The 16,071-nt window shown below is 60.0% G+C and carries 12 protein-coding genes; 5 read left to right on the top strand and 7 right to left on the bottom strand.

Annotated features, from left to right (window positions below; all coding sequences use genetic code 11):
- Window positions 1–181: 181 nt before the first annotated feature.
- The 3 genes from QMX86_RS23430 to QMX86_RS23420 form a co-directional block, all read right to left on the bottom strand.
- Complete coding sequence (locus tag QMX86_RS23430; protein WP_056783953.1) at window positions 182–1,453, bottom strand: outer membrane protein transport protein; 1,272 nt, start codon at window positions 1,451–1,453, stop codon at window positions 182–184.
- Between the two features lie 146 nt (window positions 1,454–1,599).
- Entirely contained in the window at window positions 1,600–2,082 is a 483-nt protein-coding gene (locus tag QMX86_RS23425) for a hypothetical protein (RefSeq protein ID WP_073472662.1), read from the bottom strand.
- Between the two features lie 271 nt (window positions 2,083–2,353).
- The gene (locus tag QMX86_RS23420) at window positions 2,354–2,578 is read right to left on the bottom strand and encodes a hypothetical protein (protein ID WP_016773719.1); all 225 of its coding nucleotides are present in this window, start codon (window positions 2,576–2,578) and stop codon (window positions 2,354–2,356) included.
- Between the two features lie 911 nt (window positions 2,579–3,489).
- Here QMX86_RS23420 and QMX86_RS23415 point away from each other — a divergent pair.
- Entirely contained in the window at window positions 3,490–3,813 is a 324-nt protein-coding gene (locus QMX86_RS23415) for a hypothetical protein (RefSeq protein ID WP_024012181.1), read from the top strand.
- 175 nt (window positions 3,814–3,988) lie between these two features.
- Window positions 3,989–5,353, top strand: a complete 1,365-nt coding sequence (rmuC, locus tag QMX86_RS23410) for a DNA recombination protein RmuC (RefSeq protein ID WP_166554593.1) — start codon at window positions 3,989–3,991, stop codon at window positions 5,351–5,353.
- A gap of 341 nt (window positions 5,354–5,694) precedes the next feature.
- On the opposite strand, the gene QMX86_RS23405 is transcribed toward rmuC, so the two are convergent.
- Both QMX86_RS23405 and QMX86_RS23400 read right to left on the bottom strand, forming a co-directional pair.
- Complete coding sequence (locus tag QMX86_RS23405) at window positions 5,695–9,165, bottom strand: PAS domain-containing hybrid sensor histidine kinase/response regulator (RefSeq protein ID WP_282385941.1); 3,471 nt, start codon at window positions 9,163–9,165, stop codon at window positions 5,695–5,697.
- Window positions 9,166–9,376: 211 nt separating this feature from the next.
- On the bottom strand, window positions 9,377–9,919 hold the full coding sequence (locus QMX86_RS23400; protein WP_282385943.1) for a TetR/AcrR family transcriptional regulator C-terminal ligand-binding domain-containing protein: 543 nt from the start codon (window positions 9,917–9,919) through the stop codon (window positions 9,377–9,379).
- A 103-nt stretch (window positions 9,920–10,022) separates the two neighbouring features.
- On the opposite strand from QMX86_RS23400, the gene QMX86_RS23395 reads away from it, so the two are divergent.
- The 3 genes from QMX86_RS23395 (at window position 10,023) to QMX86_RS23385 (ending at window position 14,445) form a co-directional block, all read left to right on the top strand.
- Window positions 10,023–11,210 carry an MFS transporter gene (locus QMX86_RS23395; protein WP_282385955.1) on the top strand — a complete coding sequence of 396 codons (1,188 nt, stop codon included), beginning with the start codon at window positions 10,023–10,025 and terminating at the stop codon, window positions 11,208–11,210.
- 115 nt (window positions 11,211–11,325) lie between these two features.
- The gene (locus tag QMX86_RS23390; RefSeq protein ID WP_282385945.1) at window positions 11,326–12,477 is read left to right on the top strand and encodes a TDT family transporter; all 1,152 of its coding nucleotides are present in this window, start codon (window positions 11,326–11,328) and stop codon (window positions 12,475–12,477) included.
- A gap of 96 nt (window positions 12,478–12,573) precedes the next feature.
- The gene (locus tag QMX86_RS23385) at window positions 12,574–14,445 is read left to right on the top strand and encodes an MFS transporter (RefSeq protein WP_282385947.1); all 1,872 of its coding nucleotides are present in this window, start codon (window positions 12,574–12,576) and stop codon (window positions 14,443–14,445) included.
- Between the two features lie 114 nt (window positions 14,446–14,559).
- Here QMX86_RS23385 and sugE read toward each other — a convergent pair whose 3' ends face one another.
- Complete coding sequence (gene sugE / locus QMX86_RS23380) at window positions 14,560–14,874, bottom strand: quaternary ammonium compound efflux SMR transporter SugE (protein ID WP_024012188.1); 315 nt, start codon at window positions 14,872–14,874, stop codon at window positions 14,560–14,562.
- A 120-nt stretch (window positions 14,875–14,994) separates the two neighbouring features.
- Complete coding sequence (locus QMX86_RS23375) at window positions 14,995–15,960, bottom strand: bile acid:sodium symporter family protein (RefSeq protein WP_273528731.1); 966 nt, start codon at window positions 15,958–15,960, stop codon at window positions 14,995–14,997.
- Between the last annotated feature and the right edge of the window lie 111 nt (window positions 15,961–16,071).

The raw sequence follows: 16,071 nt of genomic DNA, 5'->3' as shown, positions 1-16,071 counted from the left end.
GCTGACGAGTGCAACGAGGCTGCGATCTTTTGTTCTTGAAATTCCAGGATCAAAAGATCGCAGCCTCGTTGCACTCGTCAGCTCCTACCGGTTTGTTCGATGCCCACGCATGAAAAAGCCCCGCCTCTGTAAAGAGAGCGGGGCTTTTTCTTGGGCGAGGGGTTAGCCTCGCCACGGTGCATCAGAAGCGGTATGTCGCGCCGACACCGAAGCCGTTTGCCGAGTTTTCATACTTGGCATCGTAAGTCTGGCCACGCGCGTTTTCGTTGCGGATGTTGACCGACTCTTCTTTCAGGTACGAGTACGCGACGTCGATGGTCAGGTCGTCGGTCGGGCTCCAGCCGGCACCGATACTGAAGATGGTGCGGTCGCCAGTCGGGATACGCGGCGAGCGGTCTTCGTTATTGGTTGGCGACTGGTCGAAGGTCAGACCGGTACGCAGGACCCATTCCTTGTTCAACTGGTACGAGGTACCCACGGCATAGGCCCAGGAGTCATGCCAGTTCTGGTCTTCGTTGATCGAACCGAACTGACCGGCCAGCAGAGGCTGCACGCCGGAGTTCTTCACGGTGATCTTGTCCAGCTGGCTCCAGCGGGTCCAGGTGGTGCCGGCATATACGTTCCAGCGATCGTTGATCGCCTGGGTGACCGACAGGTCCACGGATTCCGGCGTGGTGATCTTCAACGAAGCGTCGTACTTCTGGTTGGCGCCAACGCCCACCAGCGCCAGAGCGTTGTAGTTGACCTTGGTGTCGCCTTCGAGCTTGTAGTCGACCTTGGAGTGATAGGTCAGGCCGACACGGGTGGTGTCGGTGGCCTGGACCAGCAAGCCGACGTTGTAGCCCAGCGCGGTGTCGTCACCCTTGATCTTGACCTTGCCGTCCGGCAGTGCCTGGGTGATCGACAGGTTGGATTCCAGCGAGCCGTCGATGCGGTTGATGGTCGGGCCGAAACCGATCGACACCTTGTCGTTGAAGGCGTAGCTGACGGTGGGCTGGAAGGTGATGACTTGTACTTCCGACTTGCTGCCGAAGTAACGACCGGCGAAGCCGTTTTCGTAATCCGTGATCAGACCGAACGGCACGTACACACCGAGGCCGAATGCCCAGTGATCATCGATCGGTTTTACATAGAAGCCCATCGGTACGGCAGTGAGGGGCACCATGTCGCCTTTGTTGCTGCCGCCGTTCGGGCTGGAGCTGGTATCGCTGATATCGGTATGCGCGTCGACCAGGGCGACGCCGCCGGTGACTTGTTCGCGCTTGATGCGCGCCATGCCGGCCGGGTTGCCATAAACAGTGCTTGCGTCGTCGGCAGAAGAAGATCGCCCGGCAAAACCAGTCCCCATCCCACTGATGCTTTGTTCGTTGAGGGCAAAACCTGCCGCGAAGATTTGTGTGGAGGCAAGGGTAACGGCGAGGCTAAGGGTGGTTTTGAGCATGACTTTTTTCATTATTAGAACTCCTGGTGATCACCGGGGCGAAAATTACCAACATTTTCGTCCCAGCGCTATAGCTTGTAAGCCTTGAGTTAGAGCGGTTTTGTAGGACAATCCGACCAAAATGGCGACTTGTTGCGAGAACTTGTGAAACCGCCCGGTCAGCAAGCGACCTGATTCAACGGTGAAACACAGGTTTGCCAGGCATAGGTGAAGTCGCGCAAACGGCCTTGCGGTTGAAAGGTCTGGCGCCAGATGCGCGCCATGCCGAGCAGGTCGGTCGGAGCGGGGAGGATGGGGTTCTGTTCTTCTACCAGCAGCCAGGCGATGGCCGTGGCGTAACGCAGGTTGACGGTCAGTTCCAGATGCGGGCCGCTGAGGAATGCATGCTGACTGGCGAGGCCGCGCACCAGGCTGGCGCGCTCCGGATCGAGCGCCAGATAATCATCCCAGAGGGCCTGATGCCGATGCTCGGCAATCCGGTAGAGGCCATGGCCACGGCGGTCATGCAGGGCAGACCCGAGGGCGGACTGGCTGGCGGCGATACCCAGCAGCAGGGATTCGGCAGTTGCGCAGTGGCGTCCCAGATAAATCAGCGTGGGACGGATCACATAGCGGCACAGTTCGCTGGCAGCGATACCCATAACACCCTCGGTTCTTGTTGTTGAGGGCGAGTCCTGAAGGGGCCTTGGCAGCAGTGGATCGACTCAGGCTCGCCGCAAGCGGGTCAAGCCGCTTGAGTTGAAGTGTAGTGTCATATTCAGCGTGTAAAGGTCTGTTTTTAAAATATTTCCGCCATCGGATCCCGGGCGTTAGATCGGAACATGCTTAGAAGCGCAGCGCTAAAAGTGAAATATCAGGCAATAAAAAGCCCCGCTTTTCAGCAGGGCTTTGCTTTTGCAGCCTGTCCGGCTCTCAGGCAACCAGTGCCTGACGGGTACGCTCGATCACGGCCTGCAGCGGTTCGGCGCTGGAGTATTGATCGGGGTACAAACGCTCGCTGTGACGAGCGATGCCGTGTTCATTGACCACGGTGAAGCTGAAGCAGCCTTTGCGAGCGGCCATGATCAGGCAGTTCATTGGAGCAAAAGCGTTGGTTAGGGTGCGAATGGCATCCTGAGTCTGGATTTGAGTAGACATAGTTATTAGGTGTTCCTACAAATGACACGGATAAGAACCGTGCAACGTTAAAACGTTCCAGTAACGTTGATCACCATTGATCGAACGAAGAACCCGACTGGAACAAAGCAGCCAGTTTGAAGCGCTGATAAGTGAGCGCGCTTGGGCTGGCAGGTAGGTACTTAGGAGGACAGGCATCACAGCGAGGGCAAAGGTTCTGGGCCCGGGGTGAAGATCCTGATCAATTTGCAGGTTGGTTCGGTCAGAGTAAGTGTTCTTCGCAACGCCCTTTGTTTTCGTTCAAAGGCAGCGTCGTCGCAAGATTTACCTGGAAACCATCGAGGGGTCGTTCCCGCTTTTTTCGGCAGTGTCTTCCTGTTGGAAGTTGACCGTGGGGAGATGTTCGACCGGAATTGACTTTCAGCTTGGTACTAACGCCGCGGATAGTAACGGATCCGTTCGGGCGAAGCAAACCCCATGACCAAAAAAAGGGTCACAGGGAAAGGTCGTGTCGCACCGTCCGTCGGCGTGCATGCTTTTCGCAGAGCCTTTCGGTCGGTCGCAGCTGCGCAAAATGACCCGAAAAAGCGCACGCATATAACCGGCTCACAGGTACTTGTGCACATTAGTTGCGCAGAGCGTAACGCAACTGTCACATCGATCCTGACTCCAGTCGCTGCCTGTATCAAAAGTTTAAGTCAATGAAAAATATCGTCTTTTTTTGTTGGTGAAAAAATCGTCAGTTTGACTGCGAGCCCCATTCCATAAGGCTTTGCGAGGATCACAGAGCGGTTGTCCACTGACTTATCCACAGCTTCTGTGGATTGTCCCTAGCGCTTGCTCTAGGACGGGCGTGCCGGGTTTTTTTCGACTTTACCTGTAAGAAAAAGAGAGTAAAGTGGCGCGCCTTCCGATCTGTCCCGCAGTGCTTTATGAAGTTTCGCTCAGTATCAGACTCTGTTACCTCCAACCCGACCTCTGTTACCGCTCCCAAGCGTTTTTCCGTGCGTGTGGCCGAATGGCTGCTCGATGCGCCGCGCCTGAGCGACAGCCCCAGCGCCAAACACCTCGCGGGCCGCCTGCTCAAGCAACCGGCGCGTGAAGGTGTAGTCGCTGCGCAAAGCCGTCTCGGCCAATTGATCTGCCGTGAGTGCGGCAATGCCCGTGATCGGCGTATCGGTCAGGAGCTGCTGCGTCAGGCCGCCCGCGCCGGTGACCGTCGCGCGCAACAGGAACTCGGTCTGATCGAAGACTGAGCTGTCCAAGCCCTGACACCTTGGTTAACCTTCAGGCTTTATCCGATTGGCAGGAGTCGCTATGGCTATGGACTTGACCAGCGTATTGCTCGGTCTGGCGGCGGCAGGGTTGCCGCTGTTGGCGCTGGCCTGGCAACTGCAACGCAGGGCCAGCAACGCCCAGGCCGATCTGGCCTTGCTCGAAGAGCGCCTGGCCATGGCGCAACTGGCCCAGGACGGCCTCACCGCGCAGCTTGAAGCGAGTCGCGATGAGATCGCCGACCTCGGCCAGGCCAACGCCGCCAAACAGGCAGACCTCGCCGCCCTGCGCCGCGAAGTTGAATTGCTGCAGATCGAGCGCGATGACGCCCGCGACGCCTCCCACGCCTGGAACCTCGAACGCGCCAACAAGGATGCTGAGTTACGCCGCCTGGACGCCCACGCTGCCTCGCTGAGTGCCGAACTGCGAGAGCAACAGGAAAGCCATCAACAACGTCTCAACGACCTGCAAGGCTCACGCGATGAACTGCGCGCGCAATTCGCCGAGCTGGCCGGCAAGATCTTCGATGAGCGTGAGCAGCGCTTTGCCGAAACCAGCCAGCAGCGGCTCGGGCAGTTACTCGATCCGTTGAAAGAACGCATCCAGTCCTTTGAAAAACGCGTTGAAGAAAGCTATCAGGCCGAAGCCCGCGAGCGCTTCTCGCTGGCCAAGGAGCTGGAGCGTTTGCAGGCGTTGAACCTGCGCCTGAGCGACGAAGCGACCAATCTGACTCGCGCGCTCAAGGGCCAGAAAACCCAGGGCAATTGGGGCGAATTGATCCTCGAGCGCGTTCTTGAGCACGCGGGTCTGGAGAAGGGCCGCGAGTATCAGACTCAGGTCAATCTCAAAGGCCCGGACGGTGAGCGCTTCCAGCCCGATGTGATCATTTATCTGCCCGGCGACAAGCAGGTGGTGGTCGACTCGAAAGTCAGCCTCACGGCCTATCAACAATATGTTGCGGCTGATGACGACACGTTGGGGCAGGTCGCGATCAAGCAGCACGTGTTGTCGCTGCGCAATCATGTCAAAGGTCTGGCCGGCAAGGATTACAAGCGTCTGGAAGGCTTGCACAGCCTCGATTTCGTTTTGCTGTTCGTACCGATCGAAGCGGCATTTTCTGCGGCATTGCAGGCTGAGCCGTCGCTGTTTCAGGACGCTTTCGACCGCAATATCGTGATCGTCAGCCCGACTACGCTGCTGGCCACGCTGCGGGTGATCGACAGTCTGTGGAAGCAGGAACGGCAGAGCCAGAACGCCCGGGAAATCGCCGAGCGCGCGGGTTGGCTGTACGACAAGTTCGTGTTGTTTATTCAGGATCTGGACGAAGTGGGCAATCGTCTGCAGCAACTGGACAAGGCTTACAGCTCGGCGCGTAACAAGCTCACAGAAGGGCGCGGTAATCTGGTCAGCCGCAGTGAGCAGTTGAAGTTGCTCGGTGCGCGGGCGAGCAAGAGCTTGCCGGCGGATTTGCTGGAGCGGGCGATGACGGATGTTGATGGGTTGGTTGAGTTGCCTGAGTAGGCGTCGTTTTTTGGGCTGATTTTGGGGGCATATCCGTTGCTGCGGTGATGGCGGCTGGCGGTTTCGCCCTTACGGCGACTCACTTTTTTTACAAACGCCCGGAATGCCGGCCCAGTAAAAAAATAAGCAAAAAAACGCTTGCTCCTACGTTCGGCCCTCGCAAGCTCGGGTTCCTTCGCTCCGGGATCAATCCGCTCAGCCTTCCGACGTCGCCGGTGAATCAAGATCAAAAGCACTCGAGCTTGCGCTCATTGTGTAGGAGCTGCCGAAGGCTGCGATCTTTTGCTTTTGCTTTTCTGTGGGAGCGAGCCTGCTCGCGAAGGCGTCTGCAAGATCACCTTCTACAACGGCAAATACCGACTCAAAAGCGCCCGCAACGCTGCGGGCTTCACCGGTTTGGCCAGATAATCAAGCCCCGCCGCATGCACTTGCGCTACGGTCTCCGGGCGTCCGTCCGCGCTGATTACCACGCCGGGTACCGGCTCGCCCAGGCGCGTGCGCAACCAGGCCATCAGCTCTGTGCCGGTATCGCCGTGGTCGAGGTGATAGTCGACCAGCGCCAGTTGCGGCCGCACACCTTCATTCAATATCGCTGCGCATTCTTCGCGATTGCGCGCCGTCCACACGTGGCAGCCCCAGCGGCTCAACAGGCTGTTCATGCCGATCAGGATGCTGTCTTCGTTATCGATGCACAGCACCTGCGCGCCGCTGAGCATTTTGCTGTTCGGTTCGACCGAGGCGCTCGCCGCAGGCGTTTGCGCGCGCGCCAGCGGGACCGTGACGCTGAACACACTGCCGCGCCCCGGCCAGGAGCGAACGCGCAGGGTGTGCCCGAGCACGCGGCACAAGCCGTCGGCGATCGCCAGACCCAGGCCCAGGCCTTTTTCGGCGCGGGTCTGGTGGCTGTCGAGGCGTTTGAATTCTTCAAAAATTACCTGCTGCTTGTCTTCCGGAATGCCCGGGCCGCGATCCCAGACTTCCAGACATAACTCACCACCGCGCCGACGCACGCCCAGCAGCACCGGGCCTTTGGCGTAGCGGAACGCGTTGGTGAGGAAGTTCTGCAGAATCCGCCGCAGCAGTTTGATGTCGCTGTCGATGCGCAATTGACTGTCACGCACCCGGAACGTGAGTTTTTGCTCTTGGGCCAGTGCCTTGAATTCTGCGCCGAGGGTGTCGAACAGTTCATTGACGACGAACGCTTTGCGGTCCGGGTTGATCTTGCCGTTTTCCAGACGCGAGATGTCCAGCAGATCGCTGATCAGGTCTTCCGCCGAACGCAGCGAGCTGTCGAGGTGTTGCACCAGTTGTTGCGCCTCTGCGCTCAAGCCTTCGTTCTGGTGGGAGAGGGCGGCGGAGAACAGCCGTGCGGCGTTCAGCGGTTGCATCAAGTCATGGCTGACGGCGGCGAGGAAGCGGGTTTTCGACTGGTTGGCCGCCTCGGCATTGCCCTTGGCTTCGGTGAGCGCGACATTGAGTTGCGACAGTTCCTGAGTGCGTTCGCTGACCCGTTGCTCCAGCCCTTCGTTCGCCTCGGTCAGCGCCTGTTCGGCTTCGCGGAACGCGGTAATGTCGGTGAAACTCATGACAAATCCGCCGCCGGGCATCGGGTTGCCGATCAGCTCGATCACCCGGCCATTGGGGAACAGCCGTTCGGAAGTGTGCGCGCGGCCCTGACGCATCCAGTGCAAGCGTCGCGCGACGTGCACTTCCGCTTCGCCGGGGCCGCACAAACCGCGTTCGGCGTTGTAGCGAATGATGTCGGCAATCGGCCGGCCGACGCTGATCAGGCCGTCGGGGTAGTTGAACAGCTCCAGATAACGCCGGTTCCACGCCACCAGTTTCAGCGACTGGTCAACCACGCTGATGCCCTGAGTGATGTTCTCGATCGCGCCTTGCAGCAGCGCTCGGTTGAACTGCAGCACTTCCGAGGCTTCGTCAGCGATTCGGACTACGTCCTCCAACTGCATTTCCCTACCTTCGATGGCGGCCTTTACTACGGCGCGCGTCGAAGAAGCGCCGAGGACACCAGCCAGCAAGCGTTCGGTGTGGGCAATCCATTCGCTGTCGGCGTTCTGGTTGGGGTTGAAGCCCTTGCCCTGGCGGTAGGCGAAGCGAATGAAGCTCTGCCGCGCGCGTTCTTCGCCGACAAAACGCGCCGCCAGTTGCAGCAGATCGTCGATCTGTACCGCCAGCATCGAACGAGCATTAGGTCGTGCGCTGATTTCCTGGCCGATGAAACGCCCAGCCTGCCAGTGCTCGGAAACCCGCGTGCGCGAGAGCACCGAGACCCAGGCGAACAGGGTGAAATTACCGGCCAGCGACAGCACTACGCCTTGAGTCAGCGGGGTGATCGGCAGGTTCAGTGGATTGCTGTGCAGCCACGCCAACCCAGGGAAACTCGCCAGCGACCAGCCGAGACTGTGCGCGGCAATCGGCAGCACCAGCGTGTAAAACCACAGGAACGTGCCGGTGGCGAGGCCGGCGAACACGCCCCGGCGGTTGGCCTGTTTCCAGTACAGCGCGCCGAGCATGGCCGGCGCCAGTTGCGTAACCGCGGCGAAGGCGATCTGGCCGATGGTCGCCAGGCTCGCGGTCGAGCCGAGCAAGCGATAACTGACGTAGGCCAGCAGCAGAATCACCACGATGCTGACGCGGCGCACCGAGAGCATCCACTGGCGGAACACCTCGAACGGGCGCTCGGCGTTGTTGCGGCGCAACAGCCACGGCAGCAGCATGTCGTTGGAGACCATGGTCGACAGTGCGACGCTGGCGACAATCACCATGCCGGTCGCTGCCGATGCGCCGCCGATGAACGCCAGCATCGCCAGCGCCGGATGGGCCTGGGCCAGCGGCAGGCTGATCACGAACGAGTCGGGCAGTACATCGCTGGGCAGCATCATCTGACCGGCAAGGGCGATCGGGACTACAAACAATGCGGCCAAAGCCAGATAGGCGGGGAACACCCATTTCGCCAGACGCAGATCCTGCGGGTCGATGTTCTCCACCACGGTGACGTGAAATTGCCGGGGCAGGCAGATGATCGCCATCATCGCCACGCCGGTCTGCACCACCATCGATGGCCAGTTGATGGTTTCCTTCCAGTACGCCTCAAGGCGCGGGGCGAGCATCGCCTGATTGAACAGGTCGTCGAAACCGTCATACAGGCCGTACGTGACGAAGGCGCCGACGGCGAGAAAGGCGAACAGCTTGACCAGCGATTCAAAGGCAATCGCCAGCACCATGCCACGGTGGTGTTCGGTGGCGTCGAGATTGCGCGTGCCGAAAACGATGGTGAACAGCGCCAGCACCAGCGACACGATCAGCGCCGTGTCCTGAGCGCGGGTGCCCATGGCATCGGCGCCGGCGCCGATCAACAGGTTCACGCCGAGGACAATGCCTTTGAGTTGCAGGGCAATATAGGGCAGCACGCCGACCAGACAGATCAGCGCCACAACCACCGCCAGCGATTGCGATTTGCCGTAGCGCGCGGCGATGAAGTCAGCGATGGAGGTGATGTTCTCCTGTTTGCTGATCATCACCATTTTCTGCAGGACCCACGGCGCGCCGACCAGCAGCAGGATCGGCCCGAGGTAGATCGGCAGAAATGACCACAGTTGTTCCGCCGCCTGACCGACCGCGCCGAAGAACGTCCAGCTGGTGCAGTAGACCGCCAGCGACAGGCTGTACACCCAGGCACGCACCCGCGGCGGCAACGGTGTGCTGCGACGGTCGCCGTAGAAGGCGATAGCGAACATGATGGCCATGTAGGCCAGGGCAACGACGGCGATCAGCCCGGTGGACAACGACATGCAGCACTCCCGACAAATGACTCCCCGGCACTCCTGCCCGGGCGGACAGTCTCGCACGGGCGCGGCGGTTAGTCAGTGTCGACCAAGGTCGTGGCGTGGCGGGGTGTCGCAGGCGGGGTACCGGGTGGTTCTTGTGGTGACTGGGCGGACCTCTTCGCGAGCAGGCTTGCTCCCACGTTCTGGAATGCATTCCCTTGTGGGAGCGAGCGCGTCAGTCCAGACGCAGCGCAATATCGATCAGGCGATGGAGCTCTTCAACCTCCAGCGCCGTGGCCGAAAACAGAATCCGGAACACCACCGGCGCCACCACCAGATTGATCAAGCGATCGACACTCGGCGCCTTCTCATGCGGATAGCGATCGACGATGGTCTGCAACTGCGCACCGATGATCGCCACGCAATAGCCCGGCGTAGCGCTGGCCTGCACGTCGCGCATCATGTTGCGCCCGACCTCCGAACTCATCTCGTCGAGATATTGCTCGGCCCAGGCGCGGATATCGCCGCGCAGGCTGCCAGTGTTCGCCGGCTCGCTGTCCGGGCGCATGCGGGCGAGGGCGACGTCCGCCAACAATGCTGCCAGATCACCCCAGCGGCGGTAGATCGTCGACGGCGTAACCCCCGCGCGGGCGGCGATTTGCGGGACGGTCACGGTAGAACGTTCCTGCTCTCGCAGCAGCGCATTGACCGCCGAATGAATCGACTCCTGCACCCGGGCACTGCGGCCACCGGGGCGTAAACCTTCTTTAATAGCCATGCGGCAGACCTTAACACAAAGAATTTGCTTTAAGCGCTGGGCGGTAGCACACTGCGCAAAAGCAAAAAATTAGCTTTTGCGGAGTGTGCCCATGACCAGCCCCTTGAATAATTTCGCTTCTCACCGGTCCAGCTTGTGGTTTCTGGCGATCACCTTACTCAGTTTTCTCGCCGCTTCCACCGCGCCGACGCCGTTGTATCACTTGTATCAGGATCAACTGCATTTCTCGGCAGCGATGCTCACGCTGATTTTTGCCGTATACGCCTTGAGTCTGTTGGCAGCGTTGCTGACGGTGGGCTCGCTTTCCGACCATCTCGGCCGCAAACCGGTGATCTTCAGTGCCGTGCTGCTCAATGCGCTGGCCATGTTGCTGTTCATTTATGCCGACAGGGTGTCGTGGTTGATCGGCGCGCGGGTGCTGCAAGGTTTCGCCACCGGCATGGCCACTGCCGTATTGAGCGCAACGCTGCTCGATACCGACCGGCAGCAGGGGCCGCTGATCAACAGTGTCGCACCGTTACTCGGGATGGCTCTGGGCGGTTTGGGTTGTGGCTTGCTGGCGGAATTCGCGCCGGCGCCGTTACAGCTGACTTACTGGTTACTGTTGGCACTGTTTGTGTTGCAAGGCGTGTATGTCTGGCGCCTGCCGGAGAGCGTTTCGCGGCAAGGTGGGGCGCTGGCGTCGTTGCGGCCGACCCTGCACGTGCCGGTGCAAGCGCGTTCAACGTTGTGGCGAGTGCTGCCGCTGAACACCGCAACCTGGGCGCTCGGTGGTTTTTATGCCTCGCTGGCACCGTCATTGGTGCGCACCGCCACTGGCTCTACCTCCAATCTGATTGGTGGCGCTACGGTCGCGGCGCTCACCGTGACCGGTGCGTTGATGATTTTCATGATGCGCAATCGTCCGGCCGCTCAGGCGCTGCGGCTGGGCGCGAGCTTGCTGCCGATCGGGCTAGTGCTGATTCTGCTCGGTGTGCATGGCGCCAGTCTGTCGCTGTTTTTCTTTGGCACCCTGGTCGCCGGTTGCGGCTTCGGTTCCGGTTTCCTCGGTACGGTGCGCAGTCTGGTGTCGCTGGCCTCGCCACACGAGCGAGCCGGGTTGATGTCGGCGTATTACGTGCTCAGTTATCTGGCGTTCTGTTTGCCGGCGTTGCTGGCCGGGCAACTGGCTCGCAGTTTCGGGTTGCTGGCGACCACTGATGGTTACGGCGTTGTATTGATCGTGCTGGCCGTGGCTGCGCTGCTGCTCAGTCTGCGTCCGCAGACAGGCAGAGTTTGCAGCGCTCCTTAAGCGCGTGTAGATACTTATCTGCAAAACAGATAACAGTTAGAGATATTACCCGTTATATCGATATTCGATTCGGATCTACCATGAACTCAACCTCACCAGAGGACAGGAGTTCATGATGATTTGCCCTAACAGTGTCACCCCCGGCTACAAACCTTTCAGCCAGCTTCAGCATCCGCGTGAAGTGATCCGCCAGTTCACGCCGAACTGGTTCGCCGCGACCATGGGCACCGGTGTGCTGGCATTGGCGCTTGCCCAGTTGCCGCTGGCCATTCCCGGATTGCGCGCCGTGGCCGAGGGGCTGTGGCTGTTCAACATTCTCTTGTTCAGCCTGTTTACCGCTGCCTACGCCGCGCGCTGGATTTTGTTCTTTGACGAGGCGCGGCGGATTTTCGGTCATTCCACCGTGTCGATGTTCTTCGGCACCATTCCCATGGGCCTGGCGACGATCATTAACGGCTTTTTGCTGTTCGGGCTGCCGCGCTGGGGCGACGGTATCATTCAGCTCGTTGAAATGTTGTGGTGGATCGATGTGGCGATGTCGCTGGCCTGCGGTGTGCTGATTCCGTACATGATGTTTACCCGCCAGGAACACAGCATCGATCAGATGACCGCGGTCTGGTTGCTGCCGGTAGTGGCGGCGGAAGTGGCAGCGGCCAGCGGCGGCTTGCTCGCCCCGCATCTGACCGACGCCCATGGGCAACTGATCGTACTGACTACCAGCTATGTGCTTTGGGCATTCTCGCTGCCGGTGGCGTTCAGCATTCTCACCATTCTGTTGCTGCGCATGGCCTTGCACAAACTGCCCCACGAAAACATGGCCGCGTCGAGCTGGCTGGCGCTGGGGCCGATCGGCACCGGTGCGCTGGGCATGTTGCTGTTGGGCGGTGAGGCGCCAGCGATTTTTGCCGCGAATGGTCTGCCCGGCGTCGGTGAGATCGCTGCGGGCCTGGGTCTGGTCGCTGGGATCACGCTGTGGGGTTTTGGTCTGTGGTGGATGTTGATGGCACTGTTGATCACCGTGCGTTATCTGCGTGACGGCATTCCGTTCAACCTCGGCTGGTGGGGCTTCACCTTCCCATTGGGGGTGTATTCGCTGGCGACGCTGAAACTGGCAAGTATCCTCAACCTGACATTTTTCAGTGTGTTCGGTACGGCGCTGGTGATTTTGTTGGCGGCAATGTGGCTGATCGTCGGCAAGCGCACCGTGCAGGGCGCGTGGCGAGGCGAGCTGTTTGTCTCGCCGTGTATCGCAGGTTTGAAGAAATAATCCGAAAAGTTTAGGTAAGGTGTGGCCTGGATCGTGGTGCGGGAATCCAATAACAAGCACCCAGGCCTCATTACCTAACATCAGGAAACACGGAAGATGAGTCACCCCTCACAGTTCAACCTGTTGCGCACCCGGCGCTTTTTGCCCTTCTTTATTACCCAGTCGCTCGGCGCGTTCAACGACAACGTGTTCAAGCAGTCGTTGATCCTCGCCATCCTCTATCGGCTGACCATCGAGGGCGATCGCTCGATCTGGGTCAACCTCTGCGCGCTGCTGTTTATCCTGCCGTTTTTCCTGTTCTCGGCGCTGGCCGGGCAATTTGGGGAAAAATTCGCCAAGGACGCGCTGATCCGTCTGATCAAGCTCGCGGAAATCGCCATCATGGCCGTAGGATCGATCGGCTTCCTCTTCGATCATCTGTCGCTGATGCTGGTGGCACTGTTCGCCATGGGCACGCACTCGGCGTTGTTCGGCCCGGTGAAGTATTCGATCCTGCCGCAGGCCTTGCGCGACGATGAACTGGTCGGCGGCAACGGTCTGGTGGAAATGGGCACGTTTCTGGCGATTCTCGCCGGCACCATCGGCGCCGGGATCATGATGTCGTCCGAGCACTACGCGCCGGTAGTCTCCGCAGCGATCGTCGGCATTGCCGTGCTGGGTTATCTGGCCAGCCGCAGCATTCCGCGCGCGGCGGCCTCGTCGCCGGAAATGCGCCTGAACTGGAATATCTTCAGTCAGTCCTGGGCGACGTTGAAACTCGGTCTGGGCCAGACGCCTGCGGTGTCGCGCTCGATTGTCGGTAACTCGTGGTTCTGGTTTGTCGGGGCGATTTACCTGACGCAGATCCCGGCCTACGCCAAGGAATGGATGCACGGTGACGAAACCGTGGTCACGTTGATTTTGACGGTGTTTTCGGTGGGCATCGCGCTGGGTTCGATGCTCTGCGAAAAGCTCTCCGGGCGCAAAGTCGAGATCGGACTGGTGCCGTTTGGCTCGTTTGGCCTGACCGTGTTCGGCCTGTTGCTGTGGTGGCATTCCGGTGGGATCCCGGACAGCGTCACCGGCCATAGCTGGATTGCCGTGCTGGGCTTCGTGCACACCTGGGCGGTGTTGATCGACATCCTTGGCCTGGGCATTTTCGGTGGTTTCTATATTGTGCCGCTGTACGCGCTGATCCAGTCGCGCACGGCTGAAAACGAGCGGGCGCGGGTGATTGCCGCCAACAACATTCTCAACGCGTTGTTCATGGTGGTGTCGGCGATTGTTTCGATCATTTTGCTGAGCATCGCCAAGCTGTCGATCCCGCAACTGTTCCTGGTGGTGTCGCTGCTGAACATCGGCGTCAATGCCTACATCTTCAAGATCGTTCCGGAATTCAGCATGCGCTTCATGATCTGGCTGCTCAGCCATTCCATGTACCGCGTCGAGCACCGCAACCTTGAAGCGATCCCGGACGAGGGCGCGGCGCTGCTGGTGTGCAACCACGTGTCGTTCGTTGACGCCTTGCTCATCGGCGGTGCCGTGCGTAGGCCGATTCGCTTTGTCATGTACTACAAGATCTACAACCTGCCGGTGCTGAACTTCATCTTTCGCACGGCGGGCGCGATTCCTATCGCCGGACGCCAGGAAGACATCCAGATCTACGAAAAAGCCTTCACGCGCATTGCCCAATATCTGAAGGACGGTGAGCTGGTGTGCATTTTCCCGGAAGGTAAATTGACCGCCGATGGCGAGATCAACGAGTTTCGTGGCGGCGTGACGCGGATTCTCGAAGAGACCCCGGTACCGGTGATTCCGCTGGCGTTGCAAGGATTGTGGGGGAGTTTCTTTAGTCGCGATCCGAGCAAGGGCTTGTTCCATCGCTTGTGGTCGCGGGTGACGCTGGTGGCGGGGCCGGCAATTACCGAAGGGACCGAGCCGGCTAAGTTGCAGGTTTTGGTGGGGGAGTTGCGCGGATCTGTCAGATAGTCGGTGTATTAAAAGGCCCCTTCGCAAGCAGGCTCGCTCCCACAGTTGGCCGTATTCCAATGACGGAACGCGGTTGAATGTGGGAGCGAGCCTGCTCGCGAAGACGCTAGTGGCTTAAGCGCTGACTTTAAGGCCTATCAAACCCGTGACGATCAACGCCACACTGACCAGCCGAATCAATGCCATCGACTCACCGAACAGAATGATCCCGGCGATCACCGTGCCCACGGCACCGACACCGGTCCAGATCGCATACGCCGTACCCAAAGGCAATTCCTTCATCGCCAGACCGAGCAAACCAAGGCTGATGGCCATGGCGGCAACGGTCAGGGCGGTGGGGAGCGGGCGGGTGAAGCCGTCGGTGTATTTCAGGCCGACGGCCCAGCCGACTTCGAACAGACCGGCGCAAAACAGAATGATCCAGGACATGCAGGACCTCCATCGATTGACGGGGTCGTCCCCAGATTAATGACTCGATCGAGCCGCAGGGTCGTCCCCGCGTTGCGCAATATACTGACGAGCATTAACCCGGGGATCAAGTTTTCAGCCTCAATCGGCAGCCCGTTGCGCGAGGCTGTCGCGGTCTTCCTTCTCGCTCATGCGCCGGAAGTACGTCGACAGCAGTGCTCCGGAAATATTGTGCCAAACGCTGAACAGCGCGCTCGGCACCGCCGCCAGTGGCGAGAAGTGCGCACTGGCCAATGCCGCGCCCAGTCCCGAATTCTGCATGCCGACTTCCAGTGCCAGCGACTTGCGCTGAGCCAGCGGCAGGCCGAACAGGCGCCCGGTGAAGTAGCCGAGCAGGTAACCGAAGCTGTTGTGCAGCATCACCACGGCCATGATCAACAGGCCGGACTCGGCGATTTTCGCCTGACTCGCCGCGACCACGGCGGTGACAATAATCACGATGCTGACCACCGACACCAGCGGCAACACATCCACCGCATGCCGCACCTTGTCGCCGAGCAGCCGCTGCGCGACCACGCCGAGAACGATCGGCAACAGCACCACTTGCAGGATCGACCAGAACAGCTCCATGAACGATACCGGCAACCACGCCGAGGCCAGCAGCCAGATCAGTGCCGGGGTCAACAGTGGGGCGAGCAGGGTGGTGACCGCGGCAATCGCCACGGAAAGCGCCAGATCACCGCGCGCCAGCCAGGTCATCACGTTCGAAGAGGTGCCGCTCGGGCAGCAACCGACCAGAATCACCCCGACGGCGATTTCTGGCGGCAGGTGAAACACCTGGCAGAGCAACCACGCCACACCGGGCATGATCACGAAATGCGCAACCACGCCCAGCGCCACCCGCCACGGATGGCGAGCGACGGCGGCGAAGTCGTCGAGTTTGAGGGTCAGGCCCATGCCGAACATCACCAGACCCAGCAGCGGTACGATCGCGCTTTTCAGGCCGATGAACCACGCCGGTTGCAGGAAGGCCACGACGGCGAATATCAGAACCCAGTAAGCGAAGGTATTGCCGACAAAGCGGCTGAGTGCAGCCAGTGCGCGCATGGCTCGATCCTTATTTTTGGTTACACCACAAAACATTGTGGGAGCGAGCCTGCTCGCGAAAGCGGTGAGCCAGATACATTAATGTTGCTGGCGCACCGCATTCGCGAGCAG

It is taken from the genome of Pseudomonas sp. PS01270, assembly GCF_029959775.1.
Lineage (GTDB): Bacteria > Pseudomonadota > Gammaproteobacteria > Pseudomonadales > Pseudomonadaceae > Aquipseudomonas > Aquipseudomonas atacamensis.
The sequence above is the reverse complement of the archived record's forward strand: the minus strand, read 5'-3'. Positions and strand labels throughout refer to the sequence as shown.